The sequence below is a fragment of the Sulfurimonas marina genome (assembly GCF_014905095.1).
GTDB classification, from domain to species: domain Bacteria; phylum Campylobacterota; class Campylobacteria; order Campylobacterales; family Sulfurimonadaceae; genus Sulfurimonas; species Sulfurimonas marina.
The window spans coordinates 1,546,754-1,561,285 of sequence record NZ_CP041165.1 but is presented as its reverse complement, the minus strand read 5'-3'; the positions used below and the strand labels follow the sequence as shown (position 1 = coordinate 1,561,285).

Sequence of the window (14,532 nt, the reverse complement as noted above, 5' to 3'; positions counted from 1 at the left end):
TATTTTTTGCCAAATTATACAGAATTTACTTAATATTAACCTCAAAAGGGGTAAAATCTACTCCAATTTTAAGTATGGAATTTTAATGAAAATATTTTTATCGGTTTTATTTTTAGTTTTTACATCTAGTTTGGCTGCTGAGGTTGTGAACTCTATCAAGTTTCATGGTATGGTACATATCTCTGAGAGTGTGGCACTTCGTATGTTAGATTTTGACAAGGGCGACGAGATAGATGTTGAGATGGTTGACAAGTCGATAAAAACTTTCTTCGATCAAGGTTACTTCAATGATGTATGGACAGAGTTTGAAGATGGTGAGTTGAATTATTATTTCAAAGAGAAAGCGATCATCTCTCAGGTTGAACTCAAAGGTTATAAAGAAAATGACGATGAGTTTAAAGACGGTGTAATCCAGCTAAAAAAAGGGACACTATATGATGAGAAGAAGATCGAAGCTGCTAAAAAACGTATAGTTGAAGCGATTGCGCAAGAGGGGAAAATTGACTCTGTTGTAGAAGTGGAAACAACTTATTTAGAAAACGGAAGTATCAAGATCACTTTTTTAGTAAATGAGGGTGAAGAGATCATTATTGATACTTTAAAGTATAGCGGTGTATATGGTTTAGACAGTGATGATTTTGATGAAGTTATTGCAAATAAAGAACACCAGTTCATGGGATGGTTCTGGGGTCGTAATGATGGAAAGATGTCTCTTCGCGATTTAGAGTACGATAACCTTAGAATACGTGACTATTATATGCAGCATGGTTATCTTGATTCAAAAGTTGATGAACCGTTTGTTAGAGTGAATTTTGACAGTTATAAAGCAGATATGTCTTACCAGATTGTTGAAGGTGAGCAGTATACAATTTCAAAAGTTTCTATCTATCAAGTAAAGCATGTTATTGAAGATGAGAAGATAGAAGAGCTCTTAGAGTTAAAAGCGGATGAAGTGTTTAACATTAAAACTTTTAGAGAAGATGCTGAGAAGATCAAAACACTTATTGCCGATCAATCATATGCTTTTGTTCAAGTTGTACCTGATTTGAGAAAAAACAAAGAGGATAATACTGTAGAGGTTGTATTTAAAATCAATCCGGGTGAAAAAGTAAAGATAAGAAACGTAACGATCTCTGGAAACTCAAGAACACTTGATCGTATAATCCGTCGTGAACTTTATCTTGGACCTGGAGATATGTACTCTTTAACAGATTTAAAAGATTCAAGAAATGCAATAGGACGACTGGGATACTTCGATAGTAATACGATCGAAGAAAAAAGAGTTGATAATCAAACTATGGACCTTGTTGTAAAAGTAAAAGAGGCTCCAACAGGTAATATTCAAGTTGGTGGTGGATATGGTTCTTACGGTGGACTTCTTGTAAGTGTTGGCGTAAGTGACAGAAATATTTGGGGAAGTGGTATCAATGTAGGTGTTAAAGCTGAAAAATCACAAACAAATAAAAATATTTCATTTAATATTTCAAATCCTAGACTTAATGATAGCGACTTTTCAGGAAACTTTTCAGTTTTTCACTCTTCTTATGATTACAATGATTACTCTGTAACAACAGATGGTGCTTCAGTTGGAATTGGGCATAGATTTTCTAGATATATCAGTGGATATTTAGGGTATGGATTCTCTAAAAACTCATATACGTTCTCATCTGACTTTAACACATCTCAATACCCAAGTTACTATTTTGAAGAGTATGCAAAATCGGGTGTAACTGTGAGTGTTAAATGGGATAATACAGATGATTATTACCTCCCTAGAACAGGTTTTGAACTTTCACAAAGTTTTGAGAAAACCGGTATAGGTTCAGATGCAAACTACTTAAAATCTAGAACGAACTTTTCTGCTTACAAAGGTTTAGACGAATGGGTAGGATTTGATGCAATTTTTAGATATAAGGCGAGATTTTATAATATCTTTGATACCGGGTATGTACCTTTAGCTGAGAAGTTTTATATGGGTGGTATCGGTAGTGTAAGGGGATATGAATCTTACTCACTCTCTCCAACAATAGCTGATGCTACTGGGACTGACGGTATAAGAAGAATTGGTGGTACACAAACTTTCTCAAACTCTTTAGAGGTGAGTTTCCCACTTGTACCAAAAGCTAAAATGCGTCTTGTTACATACATAGACTGGGGATTTATTAGTGAAAGTGTTACAGATACGACACTTTTAGATAACGATATCTCTCGTGCAGGTTACGGTGCAGGTATTGAATGGTTTAGCCCGGTTGGACCAATTCAGTTAATGTTTGCAAAAGCGATTAACCCGCAAGACGGTGATAAAACGCAAACATTCGAATTTACGATGGGACAAAGATTTTAAGAGTTAAATATAACTCTAAAATCTTTTAAACATTGTAGTTTTTCTACACTATCTTTTGCAAGATAAAGATTACTGCTACTTTTTACTTCTAAAACTCCATCATTAAACGAAAGCTCAAAGTCTATGTTTCTAGGTCTGTGACTCAGAAGAATAATACTCATAGAGAGAAGAAAGCTTAACGAGTTTACTGTCTCTTCATTTGGTAAAAGGATTTGATATTTATCAATGTGCGATTGTGCAGGAAGTTTGTTCTTTGCATATTTCATCAGTGTTGATATAAGTGTAATATCTTGATGTGTAAAGCCATACTCTAGCGCTGTCTGAGCGATGTAATAACTATGCTTATTTTGTGAATAAAAGTGAATATTACTTCCCGTAGGGTATAACTTTGCCGCAATAGAGAGTCTTTCTCTATAAACTTGATCTATATTAAAATAACTGTGCGTAAGATCAAATAGTTGTTTTGACAGTTTAGTAAGATTATTTGAAAACTCTTTATCACTAAGATGTGCATCAAGTATGTATCTTACAGAAGTGTTATAGTTGGCAGGAAATTGATGTTTCGATGAACGAAGCAGATCGGCTAAGTAAACACCTTCTCTAACACCTACACCACTTGTAATAATGTCTGTAATAGCAAACTTTTTCAGCAGCATCTTTAAGATAAGTGCTCCGGGCTTTATAACATCAAATCTGTTTGACTTTATAAAGAGTCCTTCTAGCTCTATGTCGTTAGCATTTAATATTTTATTGATGTACTCTTTAAAAACCGGTTGCTCATAGGCAAATGCATGAAGTTTATTAAGAGGGTATGCTTGTGATTTTTGAATAGCTGAAGAGATCGCTCTAAACGTTCCACCGATTCCAACTAAACCAGATATCTCTTTTGTCGGAATTTTATTTAGCTCTTTATTTATATACTCTTTTGCACCGTCAATATCATTTGTATCAAAGAATAACTCTTTAAGGCGTACAGTACCGAGTTTAAGTGATTGTGTATGAGAGACATTATGTGCATCTATAAAAGCGATCTCGGTAGAACCACCGCCTATATCTATGCTCATGGCATTATGTTGCTCGGGTAAAAGATTTGCACAGGCAATAGCTCCGAAATAAGCTTCTTTTTCACCCGAAATCACTTTAATATTAAGGCGCAGTTTTTGTCTGACTTTTTGGATAAAATCTTGTTTATTTGGAGCATCACGAAGTGCAGAAGTAGCTACACATAACACTTTCTTTGTTTTGAAAGAATCTGAGATTTTTAAAAAGTTTTCAAGTGCATCAAATGTTCTTTGCATTGGAGTCTCTTGCAATACTCCATCATGCTTGTAAGCATTTTCCGATATTCTAACTTTAGATTTCTCTTCGTGTAATAGGTGGAACGCAAAGCGTGAAGTTTTTTCATAGATAACCATTCTAACTGAGTTAGAACCGATATCTATCACGGAAACGCGCTTTGCCAAGTTGACTACTCTTCTAAGTCTAAGTTTTTATATTTGAATTTTAATTCAGCAATTGTTTCAACATTATCCGGGTCCGGAACAATACAATCAACAGGACATACAGAGATACATGCAGGTTCATCATAAACACCAACACACTCAGTACATCTGTCCGGATCGATGAAGTAGATTGGATCACCTTCTTCTATAGCCATTGTCGGACATTCTTCACGACAAGCATCACATGCAATACATTCATCATTAATTAATAATGCCATATTCAAAAACCTTATAGTATATTAGTTTGTTTTACGTGTCCGATTTATAACAAAATAAACCTTTAGTAAATTTGAAAGCGATCTATTTTTGAGGAATTATACAAGATAATTGAGAATTGAGTTGTAATGTAGCTTTTGTACCATCAACCCCGTCATCTCTGTTTTCTAGCTTGATTTTGGCACCTAAAGCATCGGCAGCACTTTTTGCTAAAAAGAGACCAAGTCCTACACCGCTTTTGTTCCCTTGTCTTTTAAACGGTGCAAAAAGATCAACGCTTTCATCAATTCCACACCCTTCATCAATAACTTCGATTAAAAGTCCGTAATCATCCTGAGAACTTCTTAAAATCACCTTTTTCTCTTGAGGTGTAAACTTTAGAGCATTTTGTAAAAAGTTTTGAATGATTTGGTTTAATAGACCAACCTGCAGTGTCGCCATAAATACATCTGGGGCAAAGTTTATTTCTAACCTTTTGCCTTCGTTTTCTGCTAGAAGTTGAAAATCATTTGCTTTTTGCTTGAGAAGTTCAATCACGTCTACCTCTTGAGGCTGATCAAGCTGTGCACCCTCCTGACGTCCGATATTTAAGATATTTGATACAATCACATTCATCTCGTCAATCGTTTTATTGGTAGTATTAATAGCCTCTATATACTCCTCGGCAGAGCGTTTTTTAATTAACGTTACCTGGTTTTTAAGCTTGATAACCGCAAGGGGAGTTTTTAACTCATGAGCAGTTCCTATAAAGAGTTCTTTTTGGTACTTTACAAAGTTTTGAATCCTTGCAATAAGGTGGTTGATCGTACCTGCAAGTGGGGCAAACTCTTGTGGAATCTCATCCATTTGAATAGGCTTCATAAGATGTTCATTCATATTGGCCAGATCTTGACTCAGTTTTTTAATAGGTGAAGCCAACATTTTTGAAAGAGCAATTGCATATAAGATAACAAGTAAAAAGCCTGCTATGTTGATGATGAAGATGTAATTCACAATCTTTTTAAGGAGCTTTTTTGTCGGAGATACATCTTTGACAAGTTTCAGGTAAACATTTTGTTTTGTATCAAAAGGGTAGATGAGTGTTAAATAAGTTTTATTACCTGAAGTTTTTTCGTATACATCGATCTGATCTGTAGGGGAGATGAGAGAGATAACCTCAATATTTAGAGATAAAAAGCTGTCTGGAAGTTCACCGAAATCATATACCGCTTTGTAGTTAGAGATATTTTGCGCATAATGGATAAGTTCGTCTCTTTTTTCATCATAGATAGATTTTTCAATATAAAAGTATAAAAGTGATGAAAATATTAATATGAGTGAGGCAGAGGAGATTAACAGTTGAACTAAGAAGTTCTTTCTTATACTCTGTTGTCGTGACATGTGTGATAATCCCCTAAGATTTTTAGGAGATTATACCATTATTTAGCTTACTTCTTTTGGAAAACAGAAACGGTATCCGCGGCGGCGAACAGTTTCTATTGTAGTAATGCTTAAAGGTTTATCCATCTTTTGACGGATTTGGTTGATAGCAACTTCAATTACATTTGGAGTTACAAGTTCCGGCTCTTCCCAGATAGCATCTAAAAGTTGCTCTTTAGATACGATTTGATCACGGTGACGAGCTAGGTGAGTAAGTACTTCAAAAGGTTTCCCTTTTAATTCAATCTCAGTCTCTTTGTAAGTGATCTTTTCCTCTTCAGGATTGATTGTTAAATCTTCGATTTCGATGATATTGCTTCCACCAAAACGAAGTCTTGCTTCTAAACGAGCAATTAATACTTCAAAATCAAACGGTTTTCTGATATAGTCATCAGCACCGGCACGAAGTGCTTCGATTTCACTTTCATTGTCATCTCTAGCAGAAAGTACAACAACAACTGTTTTTGGTGTGTTTGCTTTGATATCGCCAATGATATCTACAGAGTTACCATCCGGAAGCATCCAGTCCATAAGAACTAAATCGTAGTTACGGATGTCAAGGTAGTATTCACCATCTTTTAAAGTTTCAACAACATCACTTTGGTAACCAAACTCTTTTAGTCCCTCAGCAAGCATCTTATTTAATGTTACTTCATCTTCTATAATAAGAATACGCATTAATTATTTCCTATGAGTTAAATATTTGTGCGGAATAATAGCATAATTTTAGGTAACTTTAAAGTTTTTTTCAATTTTTTTTAATGAAAAGTGAAGTTTTATTTAAGATTTGAAATGAAATGAGTCTTCTACACTTACCACGCAATCGGGTAAAATAGAGGGTTTTGTGATTTTTAGCTTAAGGGTGTCGATAGTTGGAAAATTTTCTTGTAAATTTTTAGAAATTTTATCAATTGCATCTTCTAAAAGAAGAAATTTTTCATTTATCATAGTTTTTTTGATATTTGAAGCAACATCAGCGTAGTTAATAAACTCCTTTTGGAAGTCGTATTCCAGTTCGAGATTAACTATAACATCTTGAGGAGTTGCTCTTTCAAAATCTAAGATCCCTATGATACATTGGAATCTTAAATCTTCAACATAGATCTTCAACTTAGATCACCCGTTTCTCTTCACCTTTTACGAGGCGAACAATATTTGGAATGTGTTTATAAAACAGAATAAATACTATAAAAACAACAGGTGCATGTGCAATGTCGGGATGGATAAAGAAGCTTGCGATCAACATAGCTAAAACACCCGTTAAAGAAGATACAGATGAGATACGCACAGTTTTTGCCATAACTACCCATACAACAAGAGCTATAATCGTTTCAATAGGAAGCATAAACATCATTACACCCATTCCTGTTGCGATCCCTTTACCACCTTCAAGTCCCAAGTACGGTGAAAAACAGTGTCCGATTACGGCTAACACTGCGATAGCCCACATTGTTGCTTCACTCACTCCTGCAAAATATCCAACAGCAAGAACTGCTACCCCTTTAATTGCATCAAGCGCTAAAGTGGCAGCTCCGAGTTTTTTTGCCAGTGAAGGGTTTGTCTCTTTTACAACACGTAAAACATTTGTTGCTCCGATACTTTTACTCCCTGCTGATTTTACATCAACACCTGCAAAAGCTTTTGCTAAAAGTAAACCAAAAGGGATACCTCCAACTAAATATGCAGTAATATAAAACTGTACGTTTATGTTAAATAAGAAATCCATATATAACCTTAAATTTTTTAATGGGCGTATTTTACACTTATTATGCTAAATAAATTTTGATATAATTACAACACTATTAATTTGAGGATATTTTTTGAAATTAAGTAACGAAGAATTAAAACAAGAGATACAACGATTAAAGGACAAACTGAGTGTTACGGTTGTCGCACACTTTTATCAACGTGATGAAGTGTTCGAAATTGCCGACATTACAGGAGACTCACTTGAGCTTGCTATGAGAACTCAAGCTGACGATGCAGAGTTTGTACTCTTTTGTGGTGTTGGTTTTATGGGACAGAGTGTAAAAGTTTTAAGTCCTGAAAAACGTGTTGTAATGCCAAAGATAGCGTGTTGTGCAATGGCTAGAATGATCGATTCACTTTATTATGATGAATCTGTAAAGTTTTTAAACGATAACGGAATTGCAAGTGAAAATATCTTGCCAATTACATATATCAACTCTAACGCTGATGTTAAAGCAAAAGTTGGTGAGATGGGTGGTATGGTATGTACAAGCTCTAATGCTAAAAAGATTATTACTACTGCATTAAAAGAGGGTAAAAAGATCTTATTTGTTCCGGATCGTTGTTTAGGACAAAACATTGCAAACCAAATGGGACTAAAATCTATGGTTATTGGTCAAGGTGGTGATCCTAAAGAGGCAGATATTATCTGTTATGACGGTTTTTGTTCGGTACATCAGCTTTTCACGGTTGAAGATATAGAGTTTTATAGAAAAAAATACCCGGGAATTAAAATAGCTACACACCCAGAGTGTGATCCTGCTATTTGTGATGCGAGTGATTTTGTGGGTTCAACTTCACAACTTATCAAATATATCACTGAACTTCCTGAGGAACAAAAAGTGGCAGTGGGAACAGAGTTCAACATGGTAAACCGTTTACGTCCGAAAAATACATATATTTTAAGTTCAACGAAACCTGAGTGTCCTACAATGAACGAGACAACTTTAGAAGATGTTTACTTGACTCTGAAATCTATCGAAGACGGTGCACCTATCAATGAGATCGAAGTTGATGAATCGACTCAAAAATGGGCAAAAATTGCGTTAGAAAGAATGTTGGCATTATGATTAAAGAGTTTGTAAAAGCAGCACTTGCTGAAGATGTAGGGCGTGGTGATCTTTATGCTTTAGTTGAAGAGAGTGTACCTACAAAAGCGGATATCATTGCAAAATGTGACGGTGTTTTCGCAGGGGCTACATACATAAATGCTTTAGCTAAAGAGGAAAACCTTGAAGTTATTTGGGGTAAAAAAGATGGTGAAACATTTGTTAAGGGTGATGTGATTGCAATCATTAACGGTTCATCTCACGATGTTTTAAAAACAGAAAGAACACTACTTGATCTTGCGCTTCATGCAAGCTCTATTGCAACTCTTACAAGAAAATATGCAGATATTATTGCACCATACGGTGTAAAACTTTTAGATACTCGTAAAACTCGCCCGATGCTTCGTGTATTTGAGAAATATGCGACAAGATGCGGAGGGGCTACAAACCACAGAATGGGGCTTGATGACTCTTTAATGATTAAAGATACGCATTTAAAAACTATCGAGAATCTCTCAGAATATATTGCAAAAGCAAGAAAAGTGATCCCGTTTACTGCAAAGATTGAAGTGGAAGCTGAAACACTGGAGATCGCAAAAATGGCTTTTGAAGCACAAGCAGATATTGTAATGTGTGACAATATGACTCCCGAGCAGGTAAAAGAGGTTGTAGAGTATCGTGATGCAAATCATCCATACATTCTAATTGAAGCAAGTGGTAATATTTCACTTAAAACTATCGAATCTTATGCAAAAACTGGTGTTGATGCTATAAGTTCCGGTTCACTTATCCATCAGGCAAACTGGATAGACCTTTCTATGAAAATCTCTTAATAAAGCAGAAGTGGGTTTAGATGGCTGACGATCAAGAAAAGACTGAAGAACCCACCGCCAAGAAGATTGAGGATGCCCGAAAAGAGGGGAATGTTCCAAAATCTCAAGATGCTTCAGGTGTTATCACTTTATTTGTAGCTATCTTAGCTACATTGATGCTTTTCCCCTTTATCTCAAAACATATGATATTACTTTTTCAGTACTACTTTTCGCTAGTTGGTACACCTGTCGATAAATTATTTGTTATGGATATCGTATTGGTGACAATTCGGGAAGTGCTACTTATGATGATGCCTCTTGCTATTGCAGTTGCTATCGCGGGTATTATTGCAGCATTCGCACAATTCGGCTTTTTATTTACAACAAAAGCTATTGTTCCGGATCTTAAAAAGATAGACCCTATTAAGGGTACAAAGAATCTTTTTTCCCTTAAAAAACTGATAGAGGGAATCAAGATTACCTTTAAGTCTTTTACCACTTTGGGTGTGGGCTTTGTTTTTTTCTTTTACTTTATTTTAGAGTTGCCGACAGTTGCACTTTTTGGATTAGATCAGCAGCTTTATTGGCTAAAAGATAAGATGATAATTATCTCTCTTGTGATGCTTTTGATTATCTTTATTTTTGCTATCATCGATCTTATTATTGTCAGAAAACAATATTTTGACGGACTTAAAATGTCTAAGCAAGAGGTTAAGGATGAGATGAAGAATATGGAGGGGGATCCTCTTGTTAAGTCAAAAATAAGACAGATACAGATGGAAACAGCACGTCGTAGAATGATGGCGGAAGTTCCTCAAGCTGATGTGGTTATTACCAATCCGACACACTACGCAGTTGCTATCAAGTACGATCAGGAAAAATTCAGTGCACCGATAGTTGTTGCCAAAGGGGTAGACAATATTGCACAGCAGATCAAAAAAATTGCACGGGAAAATGATGTACATATTGTACAAAATCCACCGCTTGCTCGTAGTTTATATAGTGACGTGGAGATCGATAAACCGATTCCTGAAGCTCTATTTGCTGCTGTCGCAGAAGTTCTTGCATATGTTTACAAGATGAATAAAAGATAGGCTATAATTTCACTTAAAAAGTAGCAGACTCTTGATTGAACTTAGTAAGATAAAAGAAAGTAAACATATTGTTCTTATTAGTGATAATAAGTCATTTTCGTTGGCTAATGTACTTTACTCATACATACTTACTCTCCATAAGAAAGTATCTTTGGTAGTAGATGAAGAGCTTGATAGAAAGTTTGCTTTTTTACCATGGTTTGGTAAAGTACGAAAACAAGTACCCAGCTCTTGTGATCTTGAGATAAAAATCTCTTTAGATACATTAGGAGTTTATGAAGAGTTTCAGTCGGAATCGATTAAGATTAATGCCAAAATGGCAACCGCTTTTTATAGTTCACTTCTTATTGAAGATGAAATAAAGAGTGTTTTATGTGAATCTAAAAAGCTTTCGGTACTCAGTGAACTGATTGTACTTGGAGCAGACTGCCAATTATGTTACCGTTTTCTAAGAGAAAGCAGAAGTTTGGCACTTTTTAGAATGAGAGCCGAAATGTTTGCTAATTTTCTTTTAAAAGAAGATGGTACTTTAGCAGAGGTGTACATTGATGATGAGATACTTAAAAAAAGCGGTGCAAGTTTAGAGGATGCTTTTTTTATCTCTAAAGAGCTTTTAGAGATAGTACATGTAGATAGAGTTGTTCTGATTAAGCAGGATGAAAACAAAGTAATAAAAGAGATAAAGGGATACAATTGAGAAAAAAAAATAATTCGTCGTTCGTAACACTATTTTTAATGATGGCACTAATAGGTGGAGGTTTATATATTTACTTTTCATCTACATTTGAAAGAGTTGCACCTGAGGTTACTTTAAAAACTAACGGTTTTTGGAATTTAAAAGAGCCTTTAAACCTGACAATTAGTGATACTAGTGGAATTAAATCTTACAAAATCTCTATGAAAACTTCTAAAGGGATGAAACAGCTGCAATATGAACAACTGATCACTCCAATGAATTCGCTTGAACTCTCGATTGAACCTCCAAGAGGTATGTATGCTTTAAAAGATAAGCAAATAGAGATTATCGTAGAAGCAAACGATACTAGTAAGTGGAATATGTTAAACGGTAATACGGCATTAAAACTCTATAAACTTACTATCGACAAAAAAAGACCTAATGTTAGTATTATTAACAATTCATATAAGATCTCTCGTGGTGGTTCTGCACTTGTTATCTTTAGTGTAAAAGATGAGAATCTTGAAGATTTTTATGTACTTGGAAACAATAATAAAAAGTTTAAAGCACAACCTTTTTATAAAGAGGGTTACTACATAGCTCTTTTAGCATGGCCTGTAATAGACAGAGGCTTTAAAGCAACGGTAATAGCAAAAGACAGTGCAGGAAATGTAGCTAAGTCTTATGTACCATTATACCTCAAAGAGAAGACATATAAGGTTTCAAAAATTAATCTTTCAGACAAGTTTTTAAAAGGGAAAATTTACGATTTAGCTGAAGAGTTTGAAGAGACACAAGGTGTTGACGGTTCATTAGAGCAGTTTAAACTGATTAATGAGGATGTACGTGCTAAAAATGAGAAGTTAATCCATGAGATCACTTCTAAAGTTTCAGATGAGATGATTAGTGACTTTAAAATGAAAAAGATCTATCCTCTGAAAAATGGACAAGTTGTTGCTCATTTCGGTGATCACAGAAAATATTACTATGACAATGAGTTTGTAAGTGAAGCGTATCATATGGGACTTGATCTGGCAAGTTATGCAATGGCTCCTATTAAGACACAAAATGGTGGTGATGTAGTATTTACGGACTATAATGGATTATACGGAAATATGCCTATTATTTCACACGGCTTAGGACTTTATACTCTTTATGGACACTGTTCTAGTGTTGATGTAAGTATGGGTGAACATGTACCGGCAAACTCTAAAATTGCAAACACTGGTAAAAGCGGATATGCAATGGGTGATCACCTTCACTTCGGTGTATTGGTTCAAGGGATCGAAGTTCGTCCGCAGGAGTGGATGGATTCACAGTGGATAAAATTAAATATAAGTGATATAATTAAAGAATCTAAAAAAATTATAGATCAAAGATAGAGGCTGATATGTATCAAACAACTATAAAAAAGAGTGTTGAACTCGTAGGAATTGGACTGCACAAAGGTTCACCGGTTAAATTAAGACTAGAACCCTTAGAAGCAGAAAGTGGCATTGTCTTTTATCGAAGCGATGTAGATGTTTCAATTCCACTGGTACCTGAGAATGTTGTAGATACAAAGATGGCTACGGTTATAGGGAAAGATGGATATGTAATCTCTACAATTGAGCATCTTCTCTCAGCTGTGTATGCCTACGGTATTGATAACTTAAGAGTTGTTGTAGATGCCGATGAAGTACCGGTAATGGACGGAAGCAGTGCAAGTTACTGTATGCTTTTAGATGAAGCAGAAGTTGTTGAGCTTGATAAGCCTAAACGTATTATGAGAATCAAAAAAGAGATAGAAATAAAAGAGGGTGATAAGTATGTAAAACTCTCACCTGCAAAAGATCTCAGTTACGATTTCACGATCAAGTTTCCACATCCGGTAATTCAAGAACAAGCATATGTATTAAAGTTTACAAAACAATCATACAAAGAAGAGATTTCTCGTGCTAGAACTTTCGGATTTTTACATGAAGTACAATACCTTCGTTCAAAAGGTCTGGCACTTGGCGGTAGTTTGGAAAATGCTGTTGTACTAGATGAAAAAAAGATTCTAAATCCGGAAGGTCTGCGTTATGATGATGAGTTTGTACGTCATAAAATCTTAGATGCTATCGGAGATATGAGTTTAATAGGTATGAATTTTATAGGAAACTATGAAGCGTTTGCCGGAAGTCATGATCTTAACCACAAACTGACATTAGAGCTATTGAAAGACCCTGAAAACTATGAAGTTATTGAGCTTGTAGGTGAAGAGTTAAGAGAGTTAGAAAAAGCATATGCGTAAAAAAGTTGATGTTGTTTGTATCACTTTAACTTCACCGATAATGATTGGAATTTATGAAGAACAAAAACTGATCGAAGTGATCGAATCTGAGGAAAAAAGTTCAGATATTCTTCCTGAAATTTTTGAAGATATTTTACAAAAATATGATCTTAACGCACTGTTTTATGTTAACGGACCGGGAAGTTTTATGGCAATTAAAGTAGCATATATCTTCTTAAAATCGTTAAGTGTGTTAAAAGATATACCGCTGTTTGCAAGAGATGCTTTTTATTTTAATAATAATGAACCTATAAAAGCGATAGGAAAGCTATTTTTTGTTAAAATGCAAGATGATATAAAAACAGAAAAATTAGAAACAGTACCGGTGGCGAGTTTTAAACTCCCCGATCTACTCGAGTATAAAGATTTTAGTAAGGAAACAGCACCGCTATACAAAATAGCTGCCGTTTAATAGGGAAGTATTAGTGATAATTAGTGTACCAGCTACATCTGCAAATTTAGGACCGGGATTTGATTCTTTAGGTCTGGCAGTTGATTTAAGAAATAGAGTTGAATTTCATCCGTCAAAGTTTTTTAGTGTGAGTATCAAGGGTGAAGGTGAGAACAATGCAAGATTAAAAGGGAATAACCTTTTTGTAAGTATTTTTAATGAACATTACTCAAGATTGACAAAGAAAAAGCAAAACTTTAAGTTTACCTTTTATAACTCTATCCCTATGTCTAGAGGATTGGGAAGTTCGTCAGCAGTAATTGTAAGTGCTATTGCATCTGCACATGAAGCTGCAAACATTAGAGTTTCAAAGCGTCGTATTTTAAATCATGCACTTGTTTATGAACCACATCCGGATAACATTACACCTGCTGTAATGGGTGGTTTTAATGTTGCAACGATTGAGAAAAATAAAGTATTCTCTCAAAAGAAACATCTGCCGGATTACCTCAAAGCGGTAGTAGTTATTCCAAACAAGCAGATGAATACATCAAAATCTCGTACAATTCTGCCAAAATCATACTCTAAAGAGAATGCTGTTTATAACCTGTCTCATACTGCTTTAACAGTTGCTGCATTTTTCAATGAAGATTGGGAGATGTTAAAGCTTGCAGCTCAGGATAGATTCCATCAAAAAGCGAGAATGAAAACTTTACCGGAACTTTTCTCGGTACAAAAAGTTGCGTATGAAAGTGGTGCATTAATGAGTACATTATCTGGAAGTGGAAGTACGTTCTTCTCACTTGCATATGATGATGATGCAGCGATGATTGCAAACCGTTTAAAGCAAAAATTTCCGGAATTTGCAGTTAAAATTTTAGATTTTGATAATAGCGGTTTAATAATCGAAAGATAAACAGTAAAGATCAAGTATTATTTGGGTATAATGGCGAAAAATTTTTATAG

Annotated in this window: 15 protein-coding genes; 9 read left to right on the top strand and 6 right to left on the bottom strand. The window is 35.0% G+C overall.

What is annotated here, in order from left to right:
• Positions 1-85 precede the first annotated feature (85 nt).
• On the top strand, positions 86-2,344 hold the full coding sequence (bamA, locus tag FJR03_RS07950) for an outer membrane protein assembly factor BamA (RefSeq protein ID WP_193112989.1): 2,259 nt from the start codon (positions 86-88) through the stop codon (positions 2,342-2,344).
• On the opposite strand, the gene FJR03_RS07945 is transcribed toward bamA, so the two are convergent.
• The 6 genes from FJR03_RS07945 to plsY all read right to left on the bottom strand — a co-directional run bounded on the left by FJR03_RS07945 (position 2,341) and on the right by plsY (position 7,207).
• Positions 2,341-3,807 carry a Ppx/GppA phosphatase family protein gene (locus FJR03_RS07945; RefSeq protein WP_193112988.1) on the bottom strand — a complete coding sequence of 489 codons (1,467 nt, stop codon included), beginning with the start codon at positions 3,805-3,807 and terminating at the stop codon, positions 2,341-2,343. The two genes, bamA and FJR03_RS07945, sit on opposite strands and share 4 nt — an antisense overlap.
• Positions 3,808-3,812: 5 nt before the next feature.
• The gene (locus tag FJR03_RS07940; RefSeq protein ID WP_193112987.1) at positions 3,813-4,064 is read right to left on the bottom strand and encodes a YfhL family 4Fe-4S dicluster ferredoxin; all 252 of its coding nucleotides are present in this window, start codon (positions 4,062-4,064) and stop codon (positions 3,813-3,815) included.
• Positions 4,065-4,146: 82 nt separating this feature from the next.
• Positions 4,147-5,442: a sensor histidine kinase gene (locus tag FJR03_RS07935; RefSeq protein ID WP_193112986.1), complete on the bottom strand. Its 1,296-nt coding sequence runs from the start codon at positions 5,440-5,442 to the stop codon at positions 4,147-4,149.
• A gap of 42 nt (positions 5,443-5,484) precedes the next feature.
• Entirely contained in the window at positions 5,485-6,159 is a 675-nt protein-coding gene (gene hsrA, locus FJR03_RS07930; protein ID WP_193112985.1) for a homeostatic response regulator transcription factor HsrA, read from the bottom strand.
• Positions 6,160-6,261: 102 nt separating this feature from the next.
• Entirely contained in the window at positions 6,262-6,591 is a 330-nt protein-coding gene (locus FJR03_RS07925; protein WP_193112984.1) for a dihydroneopterin aldolase, read from the bottom strand.
• 1 nt (position 6,592) lies between these two features.
• Positions 6,593-7,207 carry a glycerol-3-phosphate 1-O-acyltransferase PlsY gene (gene plsY / locus FJR03_RS07920; RefSeq protein WP_193112983.1) on the bottom strand — a complete coding sequence of 205 codons (615 nt, stop codon included), beginning with the start codon at positions 7,205-7,207 and terminating at the stop codon, positions 6,593-6,595.
• Between the two features lie 94 nt (positions 7,208-7,301).
• Between plsY and nadA the strand changes: the two genes are divergently transcribed.
• Genes nadA through thrB form a run of 8 tightly spaced genes read left to right on the top strand, consistent with a single transcriptional unit; the run spans position 7,302 to position 14,482 of the window.
• The gene (gene nadA / locus FJR03_RS07915) at positions 7,302-8,300 is read left to right on the top strand and encodes a quinolinate synthase NadA (RefSeq protein ID WP_193112982.1); all 999 of its coding nucleotides are present in this window, start codon (positions 7,302-7,304) and stop codon (positions 8,298-8,300) included.
• The gene (gene nadC / locus FJR03_RS07910; RefSeq protein WP_193112981.1) at positions 8,297-9,112 is read left to right on the top strand and encodes a carboxylating nicotinate-nucleotide diphosphorylase; all 816 of its coding nucleotides are present in this window, start codon (positions 8,297-8,299) and stop codon (positions 9,110-9,112) included. The genes nadA and nadC overlap by 4 nt, the downstream gene beginning before the upstream one ends.
• Positions 9,113-9,132: 20 nt before the next feature.
• Positions 9,133-10,185 (top strand): flagellar biosynthesis protein FlhB, encoded by a 1,053-nt coding sequence (flhB, locus tag FJR03_RS07905; protein WP_193112980.1) that lies wholly within the window; start codon positions 9,133-9,135, stop codon positions 10,183-10,185.
• Positions 10,186-10,216: 31 nt separating this feature from the next.
• Entirely contained in the window at positions 10,217-10,882 is a 666-nt protein-coding gene (locus FJR03_RS07900) for a hypothetical protein (protein WP_193112979.1), read from the top strand.
• Positions 10,879-12,243 carry a peptidoglycan metallopeptidase Pgp6 gene (gene pgp6 / locus FJR03_RS07895; protein WP_488349768.1) on the top strand — a complete coding sequence of 455 codons (1,365 nt, stop codon included), beginning with the start codon at positions 10,879-10,881 and terminating at the stop codon, positions 12,241-12,243. Before FJR03_RS07900 ends, pgp6 begins: the two co-directional genes overlap by 4 nt.
• 8 nt (positions 12,244-12,251) lie before the next feature.
• On the top strand, positions 12,252-13,136 hold the full coding sequence (lpxC, locus tag FJR03_RS07890; RefSeq protein ID WP_193112977.1) for a UDP-3-O-acyl-N-acetylglucosamine deacetylase: 885 nt from the start codon (positions 12,252-12,254) through the stop codon (positions 13,134-13,136).
• Positions 13,129-13,587, top strand: a complete 459-nt coding sequence (locus tag FJR03_RS07885) for a hypothetical protein (RefSeq protein ID WP_193112976.1) — start codon at positions 13,129-13,131, stop codon at positions 13,585-13,587. Before lpxC ends, FJR03_RS07885 begins: the two co-directional genes overlap by 8 nt.
• A gap of 13 nt (positions 13,588-13,600) precedes the next feature.
• Positions 13,601-14,482 carry a homoserine kinase gene (thrB, locus tag FJR03_RS07880; protein ID WP_193112975.1) on the top strand — a complete coding sequence of 294 codons (882 nt, stop codon included), beginning with the start codon at positions 13,601-13,603 and terminating at the stop codon, positions 14,480-14,482.
• Positions 14,483-14,532 lie beyond the last annotated feature (50 nt).